This is a genomic window from Pseudomonas sp. 1L-E-NC-VB-C3, from assembly GCF_057291535.1.
The window spans coordinates 1-16103 of the sequence record NZ_JBXAWD010000003.1; the positions used below are offsets into that span (position 1 = coordinate 1).

Below are 16103 nucleotides of genomic sequence, written 5' to 3' on the forward strand. Positions count from 1 at the left end.
ATCGACTCGGTTTTTTCAGGTCGATGTATGGCTAAAGACACCTCGGTCGGCCCCCTCTCCCTCCGGGAGAGGGACCGATTGGGGGATATTTGGGAGATACACCGACCTGAACGTTTTTCTTTGAATCCATAATCGACTCGGTTTTTTCAGGTCGATGTATGGCTCAAGACACCTCGGTCGGCCCCCTCTCCCTCCGGGAGAGGGCTGGGGTGAGGGTGCTTTTTGACTCAAACAAAAAACCCGGCCGAAGCCGGGTTTTTCATCACGCGATCACTGCATCCACGGCGGTGGAGGCGGTTCTTCGGGTTTGCCTTTCGGCGCGTCGTCCGCCGCGCGAATGGCCTGCTTGCGTTCCTCGTCGAGGCGCGCCGCTTCGATTTCGCGCAGCACCCCGCCGACATCCGCCAGGTCCTCCGGATCGTCGAACTCGCCGGTCAGCACACTGTTCGGGTGCAAGGTGCCGGCTTCGTACAACGCCCACATTTCCTTGGCATATTTGGTCTTCTTCAATTCCGGCGCGAAGCGACCGAAGTACGAAGCCATGTTGCCAACGTCACGCTCGAGCATGCTGAACGCGTGGTTGTTGCCCGCAGCGTCGACTGCCTGGGGCAAGTCGATGATGACCGGGCCGGTAGGTGTCAGCAGCACGTTGAACTCGGAGAGGTCACCGTGCACCAGACCGGTACACAACATCAGCACGATCTGCGAAATCAGGAAGGCGTGATACTCGCGCGCCTGATCCGGCTCCAGTACCACGTCGTTCAGACGCGGCGCAGCGTCGCCGAATTCGTCAGCCACCAGCTCCATCAACAGCACGCCGTCGAGGAAGTCATAGGGTTTGGGCACTCGCACACCGGCGCCGGCCAGACGGAACAGCGCCGCCACTTCGGCGTTCTGCCAGGCGTCTTCGGTCTCTTTGCGACCGAACTTGGACCCCTTCGCCATGGCCCGCGCCTGACGACTGTTACGAACCTTGCGGCCTTCCTGATACTCGGCCGCCTGGCGGAAACTGCGTTTATTCGCCTCCTTGTAGACCTTGGCGCAACGTAACTGATTGCCGCAGCGCACTACATAAACAGCTGCCTCTTTGCCACTCATCAGTGGACGCAGCACTTCGTCGACCAGACCGTCCTCGATCAGGGGTTCAATGCGTTTTGGAGTCTTCATCAGCTTTTATTGTGGGTCCTTTATTACCAAACACGCGAATGTCACTCGTTATACGGCAATCCTCGCCCGACGGGGAGGGGTTGCCGACCTGTGAACCTTGAGGATGCACACACTGTGCCGGATCAATCGCAGCGACCCGGGCGAATCATAGCCGAGACCGTGGCATTGATTGGTATCGGTCGGCAAGGGCATTTGCGACAGAATCTGACATGGTCGGTGAACTTCAGTTGCCCTCACCCCAGCCCTCTCCCAGAGGGAGAGGGGGCCGACCGAGGTGTCTCCCGTAATACATCGACCTGACAGACCGCAGCGCTTCTGGTTTGAATCGCATCTCTGGATTCGGTGAAGGGCGCTCAGGTCGGCGTCGATTTCAAGCATCCCCCGATCAGTCCCCTCTCCCTTTGGGAGAGGGTTAGGGTGAGGGGCTTTTTCAGCGTTCAATGATCGCGGTGACACCCTGCCCGCCCGCCGCACAGATCGAAATCAACCCTCGCCCCTTGCCCGCCGCATCCAGCAGCTTGGCCAAATTCGCGACAATCCGCCCGCCCGTTGCGGCGAACGGATGCCCCGCCGCCAGCGAACTGCCTTTTACATTGAGCCGACTGCGATCAATCGAACCCAGCGGTGCCTCGAGCCCCAGGCGGGTTTTGCAATATTCGGGATCTTCCCAGGCCTTGAGCGTGCACAGCACTTGCGCGGCGAAGGCTTCGTGAATTTCGTAGTAATCAAAATCCTGCAACGTCAGCCCATTGCGCGCCAGCAAGCGTGGCACGGCGTACACCGGCGCCATCAGCAGGCCCTCGGCACCGTTGACGAAATCCACTGCCGCCGCTTCGCCGTCGCGCAGATAAGCAAGGATAGGCAAGCCGCGCTCTCTGGCCCATTCTTCACTGCCGAGCAACACCACCGAAGCGCCATCGGTGAGCGGCGTGGAATTGCCCGCCGTCAGCGTGCCCTTGGCGCTTTTCTCGAAGGCCGGTTTCAGCGCGGCGAGTTTTTCCAAGGTCAGGTCCGGGCGCAGATTGTTATCGCGGGTCAGGCCGAGGAATGGCGTCATCAGATCGTTGTGCCAGCCTTCGCCGTAGGAAGCGGCGAGCTTGTGGTGGCTTTCGAGGGCCAGTTGATCCTGTTCTTCGCGGGGGATATTCCAGGTCTGCGCCATCAGTTCGCAGTGCTCGCCCATCGACAGGCCAGTGCGTGGCTCGCCGTTGCGCGGGAATTCGGGGATCAGGTGCTGGGGGCGCAACTGCAAAAGGGTTTTCAGTTTGTCGCCGGTACTCTTGGCGCGGTTGGCCTGCAGAAGAATCCTGCGCAGGCCTTCGCTGACGCTGATCGGCGCGTCGGAGGTGGTGTCGACGCCGCCGGCAATGCCGCAGTCGATCTGGCCGAGGGCGATCTTGTTCGCCACCAGCAACGCCGCCTCCAGACCGGTGCCGCAGGCTTGCTGGATGTCATAGGCCGGTGTCGTCGGAGACAAGCGCGAGCCGAGCACGCATTCGCGGGTCAGGTTCATATCCCGTGACAATTTAAGCACCGCGCCTGCCACCACCTCGCCGATGCGCTGGCCGTGCAGGTTGTAGCGTTCGATCAGGCCTTCCAGCGCGGCGGTGAGCATGGCCTGATTGCTGGCCGTGGCGTACGGCCCGTTGGAGCGGGCGAAAGGGATGCGGTTACCGCCGATGATCGCGACGCGGCGCAGCTGGGTCATGGATAACTCCTGTGGAATTTGCGGATTCACATGGAAACCTGTGGGAGCTGGCTTGCCAGCGATGGGGGCGGCACTCCCAACCCTTCAGCGGCTGACACTCCGCTATCGCGGGCAAGCCCGCTCCCACAGGGTCAGTGGTCTACTCTGCTAAACCAGCGTAGGCCTTATTGCGCCGATCGAACGATTGATTGCCGTAGACAGTCCACACTTTGAACCCCAACTTCTGGAGAGCGTTCCATGTCTGACCGCTATATCGACTTCGCCAACTCATCCTTCGGCCATCGTCTGGTCGGGGCCTTGGGCCTGCCGTCGCCGGTGCGGCTGGAACGCTGGCAGGCGGGGCGTCTGCGGCCGATCGAGGGCGCCCTGTTGATCGGTGGCGGGCCGCTGGCCGAACGGATCAGCGTGTTTGCCAACCGCTTGACCGATGCAATCTACAGCTACGGCACCGAGCCCTCGCTGGCCACCGCGTGGATCCCCGGCCACGGGCCGAAACTCAAAGCGGTGGTGTTCGACGCCAGCGGTCTGCAACACACCGACCAGCTCAAGCAGTTGCGCGAGTTCTTCCAGCCATTGATGAAGAACCTCGACCATAGCGCGCACCTGGTGATTCTCGGCCGTGCTCCGGAAAGCCTGGGTGATCCGTTCGCCTCCAGTGCGCAGCGAGCACTCGAAGGCTTCTCGCGCTCGCTGGCCAAAGAGCTGCGCGGCGGTGGCACCTTGCAGTTGATCTACGTCGGCGAAGGTGCCGAGGATCAATTGGAAGGCCCGCTGCGATTTTTCCTCTCGCCGAAAAGCGCATTCGTTTCCGGCCAGGTGATTCGCCTGACCGCGTGCGCCACGCCAGTGACCGACTGGACCCGTCCGCTGGCCGGGCGCAAGGCGCTGGTCACCGGTGCTGCGCGCGGCATCGGCGCGTCGATTGCCGAAACCCTCGCGCGCGATGGCGCCGAGGTTATCCTCCTCGATGTGCCGCCGGCCAAGACCGACCTCGAAGCCCTCGCCGCCCGCCTCGGCGGCCGTGCGATCACACTCGATATCTGCGCCGATGACGCCGCCGCGCACTTGATCGAACAGCTGCCCGACGGTCTCGACATCCTCGTGCACAACGCCGGCATCACCCGCGACAAAACCCTGGCCAACATGACCCCGGAATTCTGGGACGCGGTGCTGGCCGTCAACCTCAATGCCCCGCAAGTGCTGACCAAGGCGCTGCTCGACAGCGGCACCCTGCGCGACAACGCACGGGTGGTCCTGCTTGCCTCGATCAGCGGCATCGCCGGCAATCGCGGGCAAACCAACTACGCGGCGAGCAAGGCTGGCCTGATCGGTCTGGCCCAGGCCTGGGCGCCGACGCTGCTGGAACGCGGCATCAGCATCAACGCCGTCGCCCCCGGGTTCATCGAAACGCAAATGACTGCGCACATCCCATTCGGCCTGCGCGAAGCCGGGCGGCGCATGAGTTCGCTGGGCCAGGGTGGCTTGCCGCAGGACGTCGCCGAAGCCGTGGCGTGGCTGGCGCAACCGGGCACGGGCGCGTTCACCGGGCAAGCGTTGCGGGTCTGTGGGCAAAGTGTTCTGGGGGCTTGAGCATGAGCATCGAATGGCACACGCTGGATCGCGAACCGAGTCTGCCGGGGCTTTATTCGCGCGCAGCGACGCGACGCAAAATCACCGGTACGCAACTGCCCGACAGCGGCCTGCGCTGCTGGGTCGATATCGACAGCAAACGGCTGACGGCTTATCGCAAGGTCTGCGGTTTCGTCGATGACGGCCTGCTGCCGCCGACCTATCCACACATCCTCGCCTTCGCCTTGCAGATGCAATTGCTCACGGCCAGGGATTTTCCGTTCCCGCTGCTGGGGCTGATTCACCTGAGCAACCGCATCCGCGTGTTGCGGCCAATGGGCGCGATCAGTCGCGCGCAAGTCAGCGTGCGCGTGCACAACCTGCAACCACATGCCAAGGGCGCGACGTTCGATCTGTTGACCACCCTCGACGATCAGCTCGGGCCGCTGTGGGAAGCCGAAAGCCGGATGCTCTGTCGCGGGGTGAAACTCGAGGGCGAGGCGCTGGCACAGGACTGGCAGCCGTCGCAGGATTTGCTTGAGGTGACGCGTTGGACTGCGCCGGCCGATATCGGTCGCCAGTATGCGAAAGTCTCCGGCGACTACAACCCGATTCACCTGAGTGCAGCGAGCGCCAAACTGTTCGGGTTCCCCACCGCGATCGCCCATGGACTGTGGAACAAGGCACGCACACTGGCGGCACTCTCCGATCACCTGCCCAAAGCCAACCTGGAAATCGCCGTGCACTTTCGCAAACCGGTGCGCCTGCCCAGTGAAGTGACATTGCTGGCCAGTGCCGCGGGATCCAGCGGTGAGTTGCGTCTGATCGGCGCCGGCGCCCTGGAACATATGGTCGGTCAGTGGCAACCGATCGCCTGATCTGGCGGGGCGGAAAAACCCGTTAATTGTGTATATATCACTTAAGTTTTTCCGCGCCCTGCCCGCTGCTTTGCAAAAAACCGAGCCTTGAATTTCAAGGCTTTTTTTTGCCCGTTTATTACCTGGGTATTAGTCCTTCGGCATAGCGCCGAGCCCTCTATATAAAGGGGTTAATACCAACTTGAGAATGGTGAAAAACCTGCCCTCGACTGAGATTACAGCCACGGACGAGGCATCGCCGACGACAGATCGGCGAGCCATCGAAGGCAACGTAACGTTGTGACAGGTGCAGGAATCTCAATCATGAAAACTCAAGTGATGTGGTCCAAATCGGCAATCGCGCTGGCACTGATTCTTTCGGTCGGCCTCGTCGGCTGCAGCAGCGGCGGTGGCGGTCATCGCAGCAGTTCGGGCAGCTCGACGGCGGACGGCACGGCGGGTACCGATGGCAGCGGTGGCGCGGGCGGCGGAACCGGCGGCGATACTGCCGGCACTGGTGGCACAGGTGGCGGAACCGGTGGTACTGGCGGCACTGGCGGCGGCACCGATCCGACCAATCCAACCAATCCGACAGACCCGACCGATCCCACCAACCCGACCAATCCCGCTGCACCTTCGCTGGTGACCACAACACTTGTTCAGGATGTCGGCAAAACCGTCAGCGGTGTCGGCGATGGCGTCGGCCAGATCGGCGATTCGCTGAGCACTGTTCCGGTCGCTGGCGGCATCGTGCAAAGCCTGGCCAACACCACCGGCAACGTGGTCAGCACCTTGGGCGATGGCGTCACTGATGGCATCGGCAAACTGGCCACTGACCCCAATGGCCTGACCACCACCGTCGCCTCGGTTGGCGGCGTGGTTTCCGATGTTGGCGACGGCGTGTCGGACCTCAGCGTCAAACTCAACACAGCGACCCGCAGCGTTCCTGTCGTTGGCGGTGTAGTCACCCGCGTGGCGCCGCTGGTCGATGGCATCGGCGAAAAAGTCACCATGCTTGGCGACACCCTCAACACCTCACTGACCAGCGGCCCGACCCGCCAGTTGACCGACAAGGTCGGCAGCGGCCTGGTACCGGTGATCGCCATGGTCGAAAGCACCACCGACAAACTCGGCGATGCCACCGGTCTGGGTGATCCGCTCAAAGGGGTGATCTCCAAGGTGGGCGGCACGGTGAACAGCCTTGGCGGCAAAGTCACCGACGCAGGCAGCGGCAATGCCCTGACCAACACCCTCGGCGGCGCCCTGAGCAACACCGGCACGGCGGTCGGCAAAGCGGGTGGTCTGGTGTCCAATGGCACTGGCTCGGGCAGTGGCGGCATCGGTGGCGGGCTGGGCGGCACCGGTCTGCTGCAAACTGTCGGTGGTGCGGTGGTCAACGTCGGCAGCGGTCTGAATGCCGGCAGCACCAGCGGCGTGGTCAGTGCCGGCGGCGTCACCGCCGGCGGGCTGGGCAACACGATTGCTTCGATCAACACCGTACTCGGTGGTTCGGGCACACCGATTACTGCATCCACCTCGCCGCTGGCCAGCGTCGGCGCCGCAGTCGGAGCCGGCCTCAATCCGGTCACCAGCGCGGTGACCACTGTCACTCAACAGGTCGGCGCCGCTACCGGTCTCGGCACTCCGGTGGCGGGTATCACAAGTCAGGTCGGCGCTGCGGTGGGCAATCTCGGCGGGGCGATCGCCGCAACCAACAACCCGGTCACCACAGCGGTCGGCGGTCTGGTTACCAACGTCGGCGGCACCGTGGCAGCGGTCGGTGGTCTGGTCAACAGCGGCACTGCCACTGGCGGCGGCACGGCAACCGGTGGCCTGGGCGGGGTACTCGGCGGCCTGACCGGCGCGCTGGGCGGCAACAGACGCTAAATTGCACCTGGCCGATTCGACGGCCTTACCTACAGCGCCTACGCTTGGTTGAGGGCGGAAGATTCCCACGAGTCTTCCGCCTTTTTTCTAAGGAAAAATCTGCCCTGTGCTGTGTTCTGACCATGGAGTGTCCTATGCGCGTACTGGCATCCCTGCTGTGCCTGAGCCTCAGTTCCGCTGCCCTCGCCGACACCTTGCCCAGCTTTCTCAACAGCAACGAAACCATCCGCAACCTGCCCGTTCCCAACCTGCCCGCCGACGCCTATCGCCCGAGCGCGGCGCCGCTGCAAGTGCCGGACCCGGGTGCAACCGCCGCACAGCCACTGCTGATGGAAACCAAGGTCAACCTCAAGACCGTGCAGATCGAAGGCGGCACGATTTACCCGCTCAACGAACTCGCGGAAATCTACAAGCCCCTGATCGGCCGTCAGGCCAGCCTTGCCGAACTGATCGAAGCCACGCGCAACATCACCCGTCGCTATCAGCAGGACGGCTATCTGTTGTCCTACGCGTTCCTGCCGCAACAGAACTTCGATGACGGCGTGGCCCGCGTGGTGCTGGTCGAGGGCTATGTGCGCGATATCCAGATGCAGGGCGACATCGGTCGGGTCAAAGGCCTGCTCGATAAACTCGCCGCGAAAATCCAGGCCGAACGCCCGCTGACGCGCAAGACCTTCGAGCGCTACACCACGCTGATGAGCCGCATTCCCGGCGTGACGATTCAAGCGCAAGTGCCACCGCCGGGCACCACCGATGGCGCGACCACCCTGGTTGCCCAGGCCAGTCGCAAACCGTTCACCAGCACCCTGAGCACCACCGAAGACAACCGTAACGGCCCGCAAGCGTTGCTCGGTGTCAGCAGCAATTCGCAGACGTCGATGGGCGAACAGTTGAGCCTCAGCGGCCTGTTCCCACCGGGCGACGACAAAGAGCATTACTACCGTCTCGACTACAGCCAGTTCCTCGATACCGAAGGCACGCAACTCAACGTCTCGGCCTCGCGTTACCGCGCCGACCCGGACACCGAAGTGCTGGTCGGCGGTGGCGGACGCCTGAGTACCCACCGCGAGAACGATCGCTACTCGATCGGCTTCAGCACGCCCTTGATCGCCTCCGCCAACGAACTGCTGACCGCCGGCTCACGCCTGTATGCGGTCGACGACAAGACGCGCTACGACGGCATCAACTTTCCCTTCAGCACCGAACTGCGCACCGACGTCCGCGCCCTGGCTTTCGAAGGCGACTGGCGCAAGGCCGACGCCCGCCAACTGCGCATCCTCAGTGCCGGCGTCTACCAGGGCTTCGACAGCCTCGGCGCACACACCAACTACGACGACATCGACCTGGATTTTTTCCGCGTGCGCTTGTCCGGCGTGCAGAGCGACAAGTTCCTCGACAACTGGCAAGGCGTGCTCTCGGCGGCGCTGTACTGGAGCGACGACACCTTGCCCGACAGCGAACGCGCCGTATTCGGCGGACAGAACTTCGGCCGTGGCTACCCCGACGACCAGGCCTCGGGCGACAAGGGTTGGGGCGTGGCCTACGAGGTCAACTACAGCTTCAACCGCGACGGCAACTGGGTGCGCATCCTGCAACCCTACGTCGTTGTCGACCGCTCGCGCAGCTGGTTCAACCAACTGCCGGTGCAGGCCAACAACCTGTCATCGACCGCCGTCGGGCTGAGGTTCGGCGATGCCAAGTACTACAACGTCGCCCTGGAAGTGGCGAAGGCCATGTCCGATGAAGCGCTGGATACGTTGAATCGCAAGCCGCGTTACAGCATCAGTTTCAGTTATCAGTTGTGATGGTCGAGCGGTGTGTCAGTCAGGATTTTTTTGACTGACGCACCGCCTTCGCGAGCAGGCTCGCTCCCACAGATTCGGCGGTGTTCATGGTTGCTGAGTACAACCGCCGTCCCTGTGTGAACGAGCCTGCTCGCGAAAGCGTTCGGCTATTCAACCGATTTATCGCAGCGCTTAAACCAGCCGTTTAAACACACGCCCCGTTACCTCGCAACAGCCCACAAATCCTTGCGCCATTGCCTACGGCTACGTCAGAATCCGCCGGCTTGTGCGCCTGGGGCGCGGGTTCTATCGTTTGCCTGCCACTGCTCATCAGTGGTCGGGTTTAGCAGCTCGCCGATACCACGTTGCACCAGTTCTATCAGTCTGGAATACATTCCTGTGCTTGATGGCGGCTGTGCGCAGGGCGCCCTCGGGCGCGCCGATTTCGTGGCTCATCGGTCTGCTAACCTGCGTCCAGCTGCCACCCTTATCGTTTAGCAGCGAGAGGTTGCGGCCCTTACTCCACAAGGAGACTGAGCCCGTGAAAAAGATAACGCCCGATCCACCCCTTGCCGATCCGACTTTCGCCGACCCGCTCGTCGAAGCGCAAAAGCTCAAGGAAGCCGCCGACCGCGCCATCGATTACTACCTCAACCCCCGCCTCATCAAAGACCCCGCCGCACCGCGCAAACCCAGCACCCTGTTCATCGTCGACCCGGCCGCGGACAACGAAACCCTGCTGGTGCATGCCTGCGAATCACTGGCCTCGGCGAGCATCATGGCCAGCGACCTCGCCGGATTTATCGATGGACCGCAGCGCAACTCCCTGTTGGGGATACAACAGGTGATCATGCTGGGCGAACTGGCGGTCAACCGCGTACTGGACAGGCTTGTGCCGGAGTGACAAGAGCAAGAGGCTGGTTGCGAAGGTGGTGAGACAGGCAGAGCGTTGTTGGCTGACTGGCCGCCATCGCTGGCAAGCCAGCTCCCACAGAATTCATGTACATCAGGCAGGAATGGGTCGGCTGCCAGGCCGCTTTCGCGAGCAGGCTCGCTCCCACAAAAGCAAAAGCAAAAGCAAAGCAGCGCAGCTGCCCGCGGCGAAGCCGCCCCACTCAACAATGAGCGCAAGCTCGAGTGCTCTTGATCTTGATCCACCGGCGACGTCGGAAGGCTGAGTGGAGGGATTGATCTGGGCGTGGGAGCACAGCGACCGTCTGGCGCAGCCAGACACAGCGGAAGGAGGTGCAGCGAAGCAAACCGGAGCCGCTGCGCCCGGATCAGTCCCGGAGCGAAGGAACCCGAGCCTGCGAGGGCCGAACGCAGGAGCTAGCGTTTTTTGCTTACTTTTTTAGGCGCTTGTAAAAAAGTAAGTCGCCGTCAGGCGAAACCGCCAGCCGCAGCACCCGAAGCAACGGATACTCACCCAAACCCCCACCAACACGGTCGGCCCAAAGGCCGCCGAGTTCACCCACCCTGAACCTTAGGCTTGGGAAAAAGATTATCGAGAGTCTCCAACAACCTCACGTGATAAATCGGCTTGCGAAACAGATCCAGCACCTGCAACCGCAACATATCGCTGACATCCTCCATATCCGCATGCCCCGACATCACAATCACCGGCAAATGCGCCCGCGACGTATGCTCACGCAACCGCCTGATCAGCGACATGCCCGACTCCTCCGGCATACGCAGATCAGTAATCACCAAAGCAATATCCGGATGCCGGGTCAGATGATGCAGCGCGAGCTTCACCGACGTCGCGGTATGACAGACAAACCCCTCCCCCTCCAGCAACTCCGCCAACTCCAGCAACGCGTCTTCTTCATCATCAACCAGAAGCAGTTGTTGGCGGGGCGACGAAGACGCGTTCATAGGCAATACCTGAATACTGAAAGGTAAATCCAGTGTAGTGCGATATCAGCCAGGTGCAGTGTTCACAAGATCAAGGCGTTGGCCGAGTCACAGCCGTACCATCGAGCGAGGTCAGAATATTGTTGAAGATCGCCAATACCCTGTCTCCAAGCGGAGTGACGAACGCCACAACCACCACAGCCACCATCGCCACCACAATCGCATACTCGATCGCCGAAGCGCCCTCTTCACTGCGGGCAAACGCGCGAGCCTTGGCGATCACATAATCAAAAGTCATACGAAACATAGGTCCACTCCTTCGCGCCTCTGGCGCCGACATCATCACCGCGGCAAGGTTCCACCGTGCCACCTGAGCATTGTCAACAAACCCCCGCCCAACAACTGTAAGAACGCATTAATCACAAAGCATTAATCCCATCGTTTTTCCGCCGTTGCCGGCTGTTAACTGGCCAAAGTCATACTTTGGTACGGTTATTTCGCCTGTCACTAATGGCGCTTTTGCTTGGATCAGCTAGCTTGGAAATAGCGAAATAGTTGCATGTTCATAGCTGCCGATTCAGTCCGCCTTTCGCAAGCAAATGCAGTCGGTTGTGCAGCAGGAAAGGGAGAGCCGTCATGAACAGTCGCGTCACCATGGGCCTAGCCGCGTTGCTGTTGCTCGGCGCGGTTGTTGTCGGTTACTGGGGGCTGGTGCTCAGTCGTCAGCCGGCCCCGGTCGCCGAGGCGCCCGTCGCCCCAGCGGTCAGCATTGAACAGACTGTCGCGATTGCCGAAGACCAGACCCGCCAACCGGTGGTGGTGCTGCTCCACGATGTGCCGCCGTTCACGCCGTTGACCGCCGCCGATGTAACCGTGGAAAAACTGCGCAGCGCACCGGCGGGCAGCCTGACCAGCATCGAACAAGCAGTCGGCCGCACGCCTTGGCGCCACCTCAGCGCTGGCACCTGGCTCAATGACGAAAGCTTCCAGGCCGGCGGCGCGCTGGCGCGGATGATTCGCCGCGACGAGCGCGCGCTCACCGTGGCCGTCGATGAAGTGATCGGTGGCGCCGGGCAATTGCTGCCGGGCGATTACGTTGATGTGCTGCTGTATCTGCGCGAGGACGCGAACAATCTGCAGCAGTCGGCGCAGATCGCCGTTCCGGCCTTGCGCGTGCTCGGGGTCGGCGATCAGTACGGCCTGACCAACGACGGCCAACCGGCATCGCCGAGCCTCAGCGCCGAAGAAAAACTCAAACAGGACCAGCGCCGCATCGCCGCGCGGACTGCGGTGCTGGCGGTGCCGGAACAACTGCTCAGCCGCCTGATGCTCGCCACTCAAGTCGGCACGTTGCGTCTCGCGGTGCGCAGCAGCGAAGAACAACGGCTGGCCAAATACTGGGCCGGCGAAGCGCAATCGCCCGCGCACGTGGATCGCGCCAACAGCCAGCTCTTCCAGTTCACTCAACTCGCCCTGGGCAGCGCGCAAAAAGCACCTGCCACCGCCAGTGCCGGCGCGGCGCCCAGGCCTGCGGTGGAAATCATTCGCGGCAACCAGATCAGCCAACAAACCCCATGACTGCGCAAGGATTCACGTGCATGCAGAGTCGACTCAGACCGACATTGAAACCGGCGCTCCGGGCCTTGCTGTTGTTGGGATTGACGATGGACAGCGCCCTCGCGGCGGTGGGCAATTGCTCGGCACTGCCGCGCCTGCCCTCGGTGATCGAGATCGGTGAAGGCTTCCAGCAGGATATGCAGTCACCGGTGGCAATCACTCGGCTGGCAGTGGGCGATCCGAAAATTGCCGACGTGCATGCCAATGGCGGTTCGTCCTTTCTGCTCACGGGTGTCGGCCCCGGCGCGACCAGCCTGATGGTCTGGACGGCCTGCTCGGCGCAGCCGCAGCAAGCCATGGTCTTCGTCCAGGGCGCGGCGACCACGGCGCTGACCAGCAGCGTGCCGTCGGACGATCCGACCCTGCCGTCGCAAGTGCAGACCGACATCCGCTTCGTCGAAGTCAGCCGCACCAAACTCAAGGAAGCCACGGCGTCGCTGATCGGCACGCGCGGCAATTTCCTGTTCGGTTCGCCCGGCACGCTGCCACCGATCGACGGCGTGCCGCAGCCGCGCCTGCCGGTGGATAACTCGCTGTTCAATTTCTCCTGGGTCGGCGGCAAAACCATGGCGATCATCAACGCCCTGGAAACCAGCGGCTTCGCCTACACCCTGGCGCGGCCGAGTCTGGTGGCGTTGAACGGGCAGAGTGCGAGCTTCCTGGCCGGCGGAGAAATCCCGATTCCGGTGCCCAGTTCCGGCAGCGACAGCGTGTCGATCGAGTACAAGGAATTCGGCATCCGCCTGACCCTGACGCCAACCATCATCGGCCGCGACCGCATCGCGCTGAAGGTCGCCCCGGAGGTCAGCGAACTGGATTTTGCCAACGCGGTGAACATCGCCGGCACCACCGTTCCGGCGCTGACCATCCGCCGTACCGACACCAGCGTGTCGCTGGGTGATGGCGAAAGTTTCGTCATCAGCGGTTTGATCAGCACCACCAACAGCTCGCAGGTGAACAAGTTTCCAGGCCTTGGTGACATTCCCATCCTCGGGGCGTTTTTCAAGGGTTCGCAAATCAAACGCGAAGAGCGCGAACTGCTGATGATCGTCACCCCGCACCTGGTCCAGCCATTGGCGGCGGACGCGCGTTTGCCGTCGTTGCCGGGAGAGAAGCTGCGCAATTACGACCCGAATTTCTATCGCATGTTCTTCCTCGAGAACGGTAACTTCGACAAGCGCAGCGGGTTATCGCAATGAGCCAGAATCTCAGTCAGACCTTCCTCGCCATCACCCGCAACAGCACCGATCTGGAATGGCTGCAAAGCGCACTCGCGCCCCTGGGCCAGGTGGTCAGCGCCGGTGGCGGCAGCCTCGACGAACTGCTCGCACTGGTCGATGTGACGTTCGCCAATCTGGTCTTCGTCGGTCTCGATCGCGAGCATGTCGTGGCGCAAAGTGCGCTGATCGAAGGTGCGCTGGAAGCCAAGCCGATGCTGGCAATCGTCGCCCTCGGCGACGGCATGGACAATCAGCTCGTACTCAATGCGATGCGCGCCGGTGCACGGGATTTCGTCGCCTATGGCTCACGTTCAAGCGAAGTCGCCGGGCTGGTGCGGCGCTTGGGCAAACGCCTGCCCGCCGTCACTCCCAACACGCAGCTGGGCGGGCTTACCGTGATGTACGGCGTGCAGAGCAGTTCCGACGGTGCCTTGCTCGCCAATCACATGGCCATGGTGGTGCAGAAGAGCGGCCAGCAAACCTTGCTGCTCGACCTTGGCCTGCCCCGTGGCGACAGCCTCGCGCTGTTGGGGCTGGAGAGTTCGTTTCACTTCGGCGATGCCCTGCGTCATTTGCGCCGGCTCGACGCGACGCTGATCGACAGCGCATTCACCAGCGCCGACCACGGCCTGCGCATTCTTGCCTACGCCAACACTGACGAGCCGCTGGAAACCACCAGCGCCGCCGAGCTGTACATGCTGCTCAGCGCCTTGCGCCAGCACTTTCAGCACATTGTCGTGAACCTCACCGGGCAGGCCGACAGTGAGGCATTGCGCACCTTCGTCAGCCATTGCGACAAACTGCTGTGGTACACCGACCAGAACGTACTCAACTGCCGACGCAACCTCGCCGTGCTTAACCAGTGGCGCGAAAAAGGCATGAAACTCGAGCACGGGCGCTTGCTGATCGATCGCTACCTGAGCAACGTCGCGCCGGATGCCGAGACCTTGGGCAAGACCTTCAATCTGGAAGTCATCGCCGTGCTGGCGTTCAGTCCCGACGTGCGCCTGAACGCGAAAAACCAGGGCGTCAGCCTGTTCGAACTGGCGCCCAGGGAGAAACTCACCCAGAGCCTGCGCACCCTCGGCGAGCGCTTGGCGAAACGCTCAGAAGGCCTGAGCAAACCGAAAGTCACCTGGTTCGACCGTCTGCGAGGCCACTCATGAGCGCAGAAAAACTCTTTGGCGCAACGTCGCACGGAGCGATCGGCAACAGCGACCACGAAGGCCTGAAACTGGTCCTGCACCGCTACATCATCGACGCCATCGAGGAGTCGGGGAAAAACCTGCTGGAAGGTTCGCGCCAGCAACTGGCGCAGTTCGTCACCGACAAGGTCGCCGAATACATCGCGCGTTTGCACTTGGCGATCTCGCGCTACGAAATGGAGCGCCTCGGCGAAGAAATCGTCGACGAACTCACCGGATTCGGCCCACTGGAAGTCCTGCTGCGTGACCCGTCGGTGACGGAAATTCTGGTCAACGGCCCGCACCGGGTGTTCATCGAGCGCGACGGCGTATTGCATCAAAGCGATCTGCGTTTTATCGATGCGCATCACGTCGAGCGGGTCATGCAACGCATCCTTGCGCCGCTCGGGCGCCGCCTCGATGAGTCCTCGCCGATGGTCGATGCGCGCCTGCCGGACGGCAGCCGGGTCAACGCGATCATCCCGCCGATTGCCCTCGACGGCCCGTGCCTGTCGATCCGCAAGTTCCGCAAGGACATGCTCAAGAGCACCGACCTGATGGCGATGCAGACCATCGATCTGGCGATTTTCGAATTTCTGCAGAACGCCGTGGACAAGCGCTGCAACATCCTGATCAGCGGCGGCACCGGCACCGGCAAGACCACGCTGCTGAACATCCTCAGCCAGTTGATCAACCCGCACGAACGGCTGGTGACCATCGAAGACGTCGCCGAACTGCAACTCGGCCATCCGCATGTGGTGCGTCTGGAAACCCGTCCGCCCAACGCTGAGGGGCATGGCGAGGTCAAGGCCAGCGACCTGATTCGCAACGCCCTGCGCATGCGTCCCGACCGGATCATTCTCGGCGAGATCCGTGGCGTCGAAGTGGTCGACGTGCTCACCGCGATGAACACCGGCCACGACGGTTCGATGAGCACCGTGCACGCCAACAACGCCCAGGACGCGCTGCTGCGTCTGGAGACACTGGTCGGCCTGACCGGGCGCTCGATTGCCGAACGCACCCTGCGTCAGATGATCTGCGCCGCCCTCGACGTGATCATTCAACTGACACGCATGCCCGATGGCCGGCGCTGCGTCAGTGAAGTGGTGGAAGTGGTCGGCATTCGCGAGGACGTCTACGTCACCAACACCCTGTTCCGCCTCGACCGCCGCACGGGGTTCGGTTTTGTGCGCGAAGCGGTCAACCCGGCCGGCGACAAGCTGCGCCACGACGCTCACCTGGGCTGACGGCGAGGA

13 protein-coding genes are annotated in these 16103 nt (G+C 62.3%); 9 read left to right on the forward strand and 4 right to left on the reverse strand.

Annotation, left to right across the window (positions count from 1 at the left end):
• Window positions 1–270: 270 nt before the first annotated feature.
• Entirely contained in the window at window positions 271–1167 is an 897-nt protein-coding gene (locus tag AC0Z5Z_RS05685; protein WP_016771829.1) for a PA4780 family RIO1-like protein kinase, read from the reverse strand.
• Window positions 1168–1597: 430 nt separating this feature from the next.
• Entirely contained in the window at window positions 1598–2875 is a 1278-nt protein-coding gene (locus tag AC0Z5Z_RS05690) for an acetyl-CoA C-acetyltransferase (protein ID WP_485610841.1), read from the reverse strand.
• A 237-nt stretch (window positions 2876–3112) separates the two neighbouring features.
• Here AC0Z5Z_RS05690 and AC0Z5Z_RS05695 point away from each other — a divergent pair, with 237 nt between their 5' ends.
• From AC0Z5Z_RS05695 to AC0Z5Z_RS05715, 5 genes are all read left to right on the forward strand, one after another.
• Complete coding sequence (locus tag AC0Z5Z_RS05695; RefSeq protein WP_485610842.1) at window positions 3113–4465, forward strand: 3-oxoacyl-ACP reductase; 1353 nt, start codon at window positions 3113–3115, stop codon at window positions 4463–4465.
• Window positions 4466–4467: 2 nt separating this feature from the next.
• Window positions 4468–5322: a MaoC family dehydratase gene (locus AC0Z5Z_RS05700; RefSeq protein ID WP_095180890.1), complete on the forward strand. Its 855-nt coding sequence runs from the start codon at window positions 4468–4470 to the stop codon at window positions 5320–5322.
• Window positions 5323–5625: 303 nt separating this feature from the next.
• Complete coding sequence (locus AC0Z5Z_RS05705; protein ID WP_095180891.1) at window positions 5626–7188, forward strand: collagen-like triple helix repeat-containing protein; 1563 nt, start codon at window positions 5626–5628, stop codon at window positions 7186–7188.
• Between the two features lie 134 nt (window positions 7189–7322).
• On the forward strand, window positions 7323–8993 hold the full coding sequence (locus AC0Z5Z_RS05710) for a ShlB/FhaC/HecB family hemolysin secretion/activation protein (protein ID WP_110647075.1): 1671 nt from the start codon (window positions 7323–7325) through the stop codon (window positions 8991–8993).
• A gap of 520 nt (window positions 8994–9513) precedes the next feature.
• Window positions 9514–9876 carry a DUF6124 family protein gene (locus tag AC0Z5Z_RS05715; RefSeq protein WP_016771835.1) on the forward strand — a complete coding sequence of 121 codons (363 nt, stop codon included), beginning with the start codon at window positions 9514–9516 and terminating at the stop codon, window positions 9874–9876.
• Window positions 9877–10439: 563 nt separating this feature from the next.
• Here AC0Z5Z_RS05715 and AC0Z5Z_RS05720 read toward each other — a convergent pair.
• Together AC0Z5Z_RS05720 and AC0Z5Z_RS05725 are read right to left on the reverse strand one after the other, a co-directional pair.
• The gene (locus AC0Z5Z_RS05720; protein WP_041480644.1) at window positions 10440–10847 is read right to left on the reverse strand and encodes a response regulator; all 408 of its coding nucleotides are present in this window, start codon (window positions 10845–10847) and stop codon (window positions 10440–10442) included.
• A gap of 70 nt (window positions 10848–10917) precedes the next feature.
• Entirely contained in the window at window positions 10918–11133 is a 216-nt protein-coding gene (locus AC0Z5Z_RS05725) for a Flp family type IVb pilin (RefSeq protein WP_370593582.1), read from the reverse strand.
• A 329-nt stretch (window positions 11134–11462) separates the two neighbouring features.
• Between AC0Z5Z_RS05725 and cpaB the strand changes: the two genes are divergently transcribed.
• From cpaB to AC0Z5Z_RS05745, 4 genes are read left to right on the forward strand one after another with little or no spacing between them, the layout of a single operon-like run.
• Window positions 11463–12404: a Flp pilus assembly protein CpaB gene (gene cpaB / locus AC0Z5Z_RS05730; protein WP_485610843.1), complete on the forward strand. Its 942-nt coding sequence runs from the start codon at window positions 11463–11465 to the stop codon at window positions 12402–12404.
• Between the two features lie 20 nt (window positions 12405–12424).
• Complete coding sequence (locus AC0Z5Z_RS05735; RefSeq protein WP_039763726.1) at window positions 12425–13642, forward strand: type II and III secretion system protein family protein; 1218 nt, start codon at window positions 12425–12427, stop codon at window positions 13640–13642.
• Complete coding sequence (locus AC0Z5Z_RS05740) at window positions 13639–14829, forward strand: CpaE/TadZ family protein (RefSeq protein WP_041480647.1); 1191 nt, start codon at window positions 13639–13641, stop codon at window positions 14827–14829. The genes AC0Z5Z_RS05735 and AC0Z5Z_RS05740 overlap by 4 nt, the downstream gene beginning before the upstream one ends.
• On the forward strand, window positions 14826–16094 hold the full coding sequence (locus tag AC0Z5Z_RS05745) for a TadA family conjugal transfer-associated ATPase (protein ID WP_485610844.1): 1269 nt from the start codon (window positions 14826–14828) through the stop codon (window positions 16092–16094). The genes AC0Z5Z_RS05740 and AC0Z5Z_RS05745 overlap by 4 nt, the downstream gene beginning before the upstream one ends.
• The last annotated feature ends 9 nt before the right edge of the window (window positions 16095–16103 follow it).

Excerpts from the sequence above, each read along its gene's own strand:
- AC0Z5Z_RS05735 (WP_039763726.1), top strand. The coding sequence starts at position 12,425 with ATGCAGAGTCGACTCAGACCGACATTGAAACCGGCGCTCCGGGCCTTG.
- AC0Z5Z_RS05740 (WP_041480647.1), top strand. The coding sequence starts at position 13,639 with ATGAGCCAGAATCTCAGTCAGACCTTCCTCGCCATCACCCGCAACAGC.
- AC0Z5Z_RS05695 (WP_485610842.1), top strand. The coding sequence starts at position 3,113 with ATGTCTGACCGCTATATCGACTTCGCCAACTCATCCTTCGGCCATCGT.
- AC0Z5Z_RS05725 (WP_370593582.1), bottom strand. The coding sequence starts at position 11,133 with ATGTTTCGTATGACTTTTGATTATGTGATCGCCAAGGCTCGCGCGTTT.
- AC0Z5Z_RS05685 (WP_016771829.1), bottom strand. The coding sequence starts at position 1,167 with ATGAAGACTCCAAAACGCATTGAACCCCTGATCGAGGACGGTCTGGTC.
- AC0Z5Z_RS05705 (WP_095180891.1), top strand. The coding sequence starts at position 5,626 with ATGAAAACTCAAGTGATGTGGTCCAAATCGGCAATCGCGCTGGCACTG.
- AC0Z5Z_RS05690 (WP_485610841.1), bottom strand. The coding sequence starts at position 2,875 with ATGACCCAGCTGCGCCGCGTCGCGATCATCGGCGGTAACCGCATCCCT.
- cpaB (WP_485610843.1), top strand. The coding sequence starts at position 11,463 with ATGAACAGTCGCGTCACCATGGGCCTAGCCGCGTTGCTGTTGCTCGGC.
- AC0Z5Z_RS05710 (WP_110647075.1), top strand. The coding sequence starts at position 7,323 with ATGCGCGTACTGGCATCCCTGCTGTGCCTGAGCCTCAGTTCCGCTGCC.
- AC0Z5Z_RS05700 (WP_095180890.1), top strand. The coding sequence starts at position 4,468 with ATGAGCATCGAATGGCACACGCTGGATCGCGAACCGAGTCTGCCGGGG.
- AC0Z5Z_RS05720 (WP_041480644.1), bottom strand. The coding sequence starts at position 10,847 with ATGAACGCGTCTTCGTCGCCCCGCCAACAACTGCTTCTGGTTGATGAT.
- AC0Z5Z_RS05745 (WP_485610844.1), top strand. The coding sequence starts at position 14,826 with ATGAGCGCAGAAAAACTCTTTGGCGCAACGTCGCACGGAGCGATCGGC.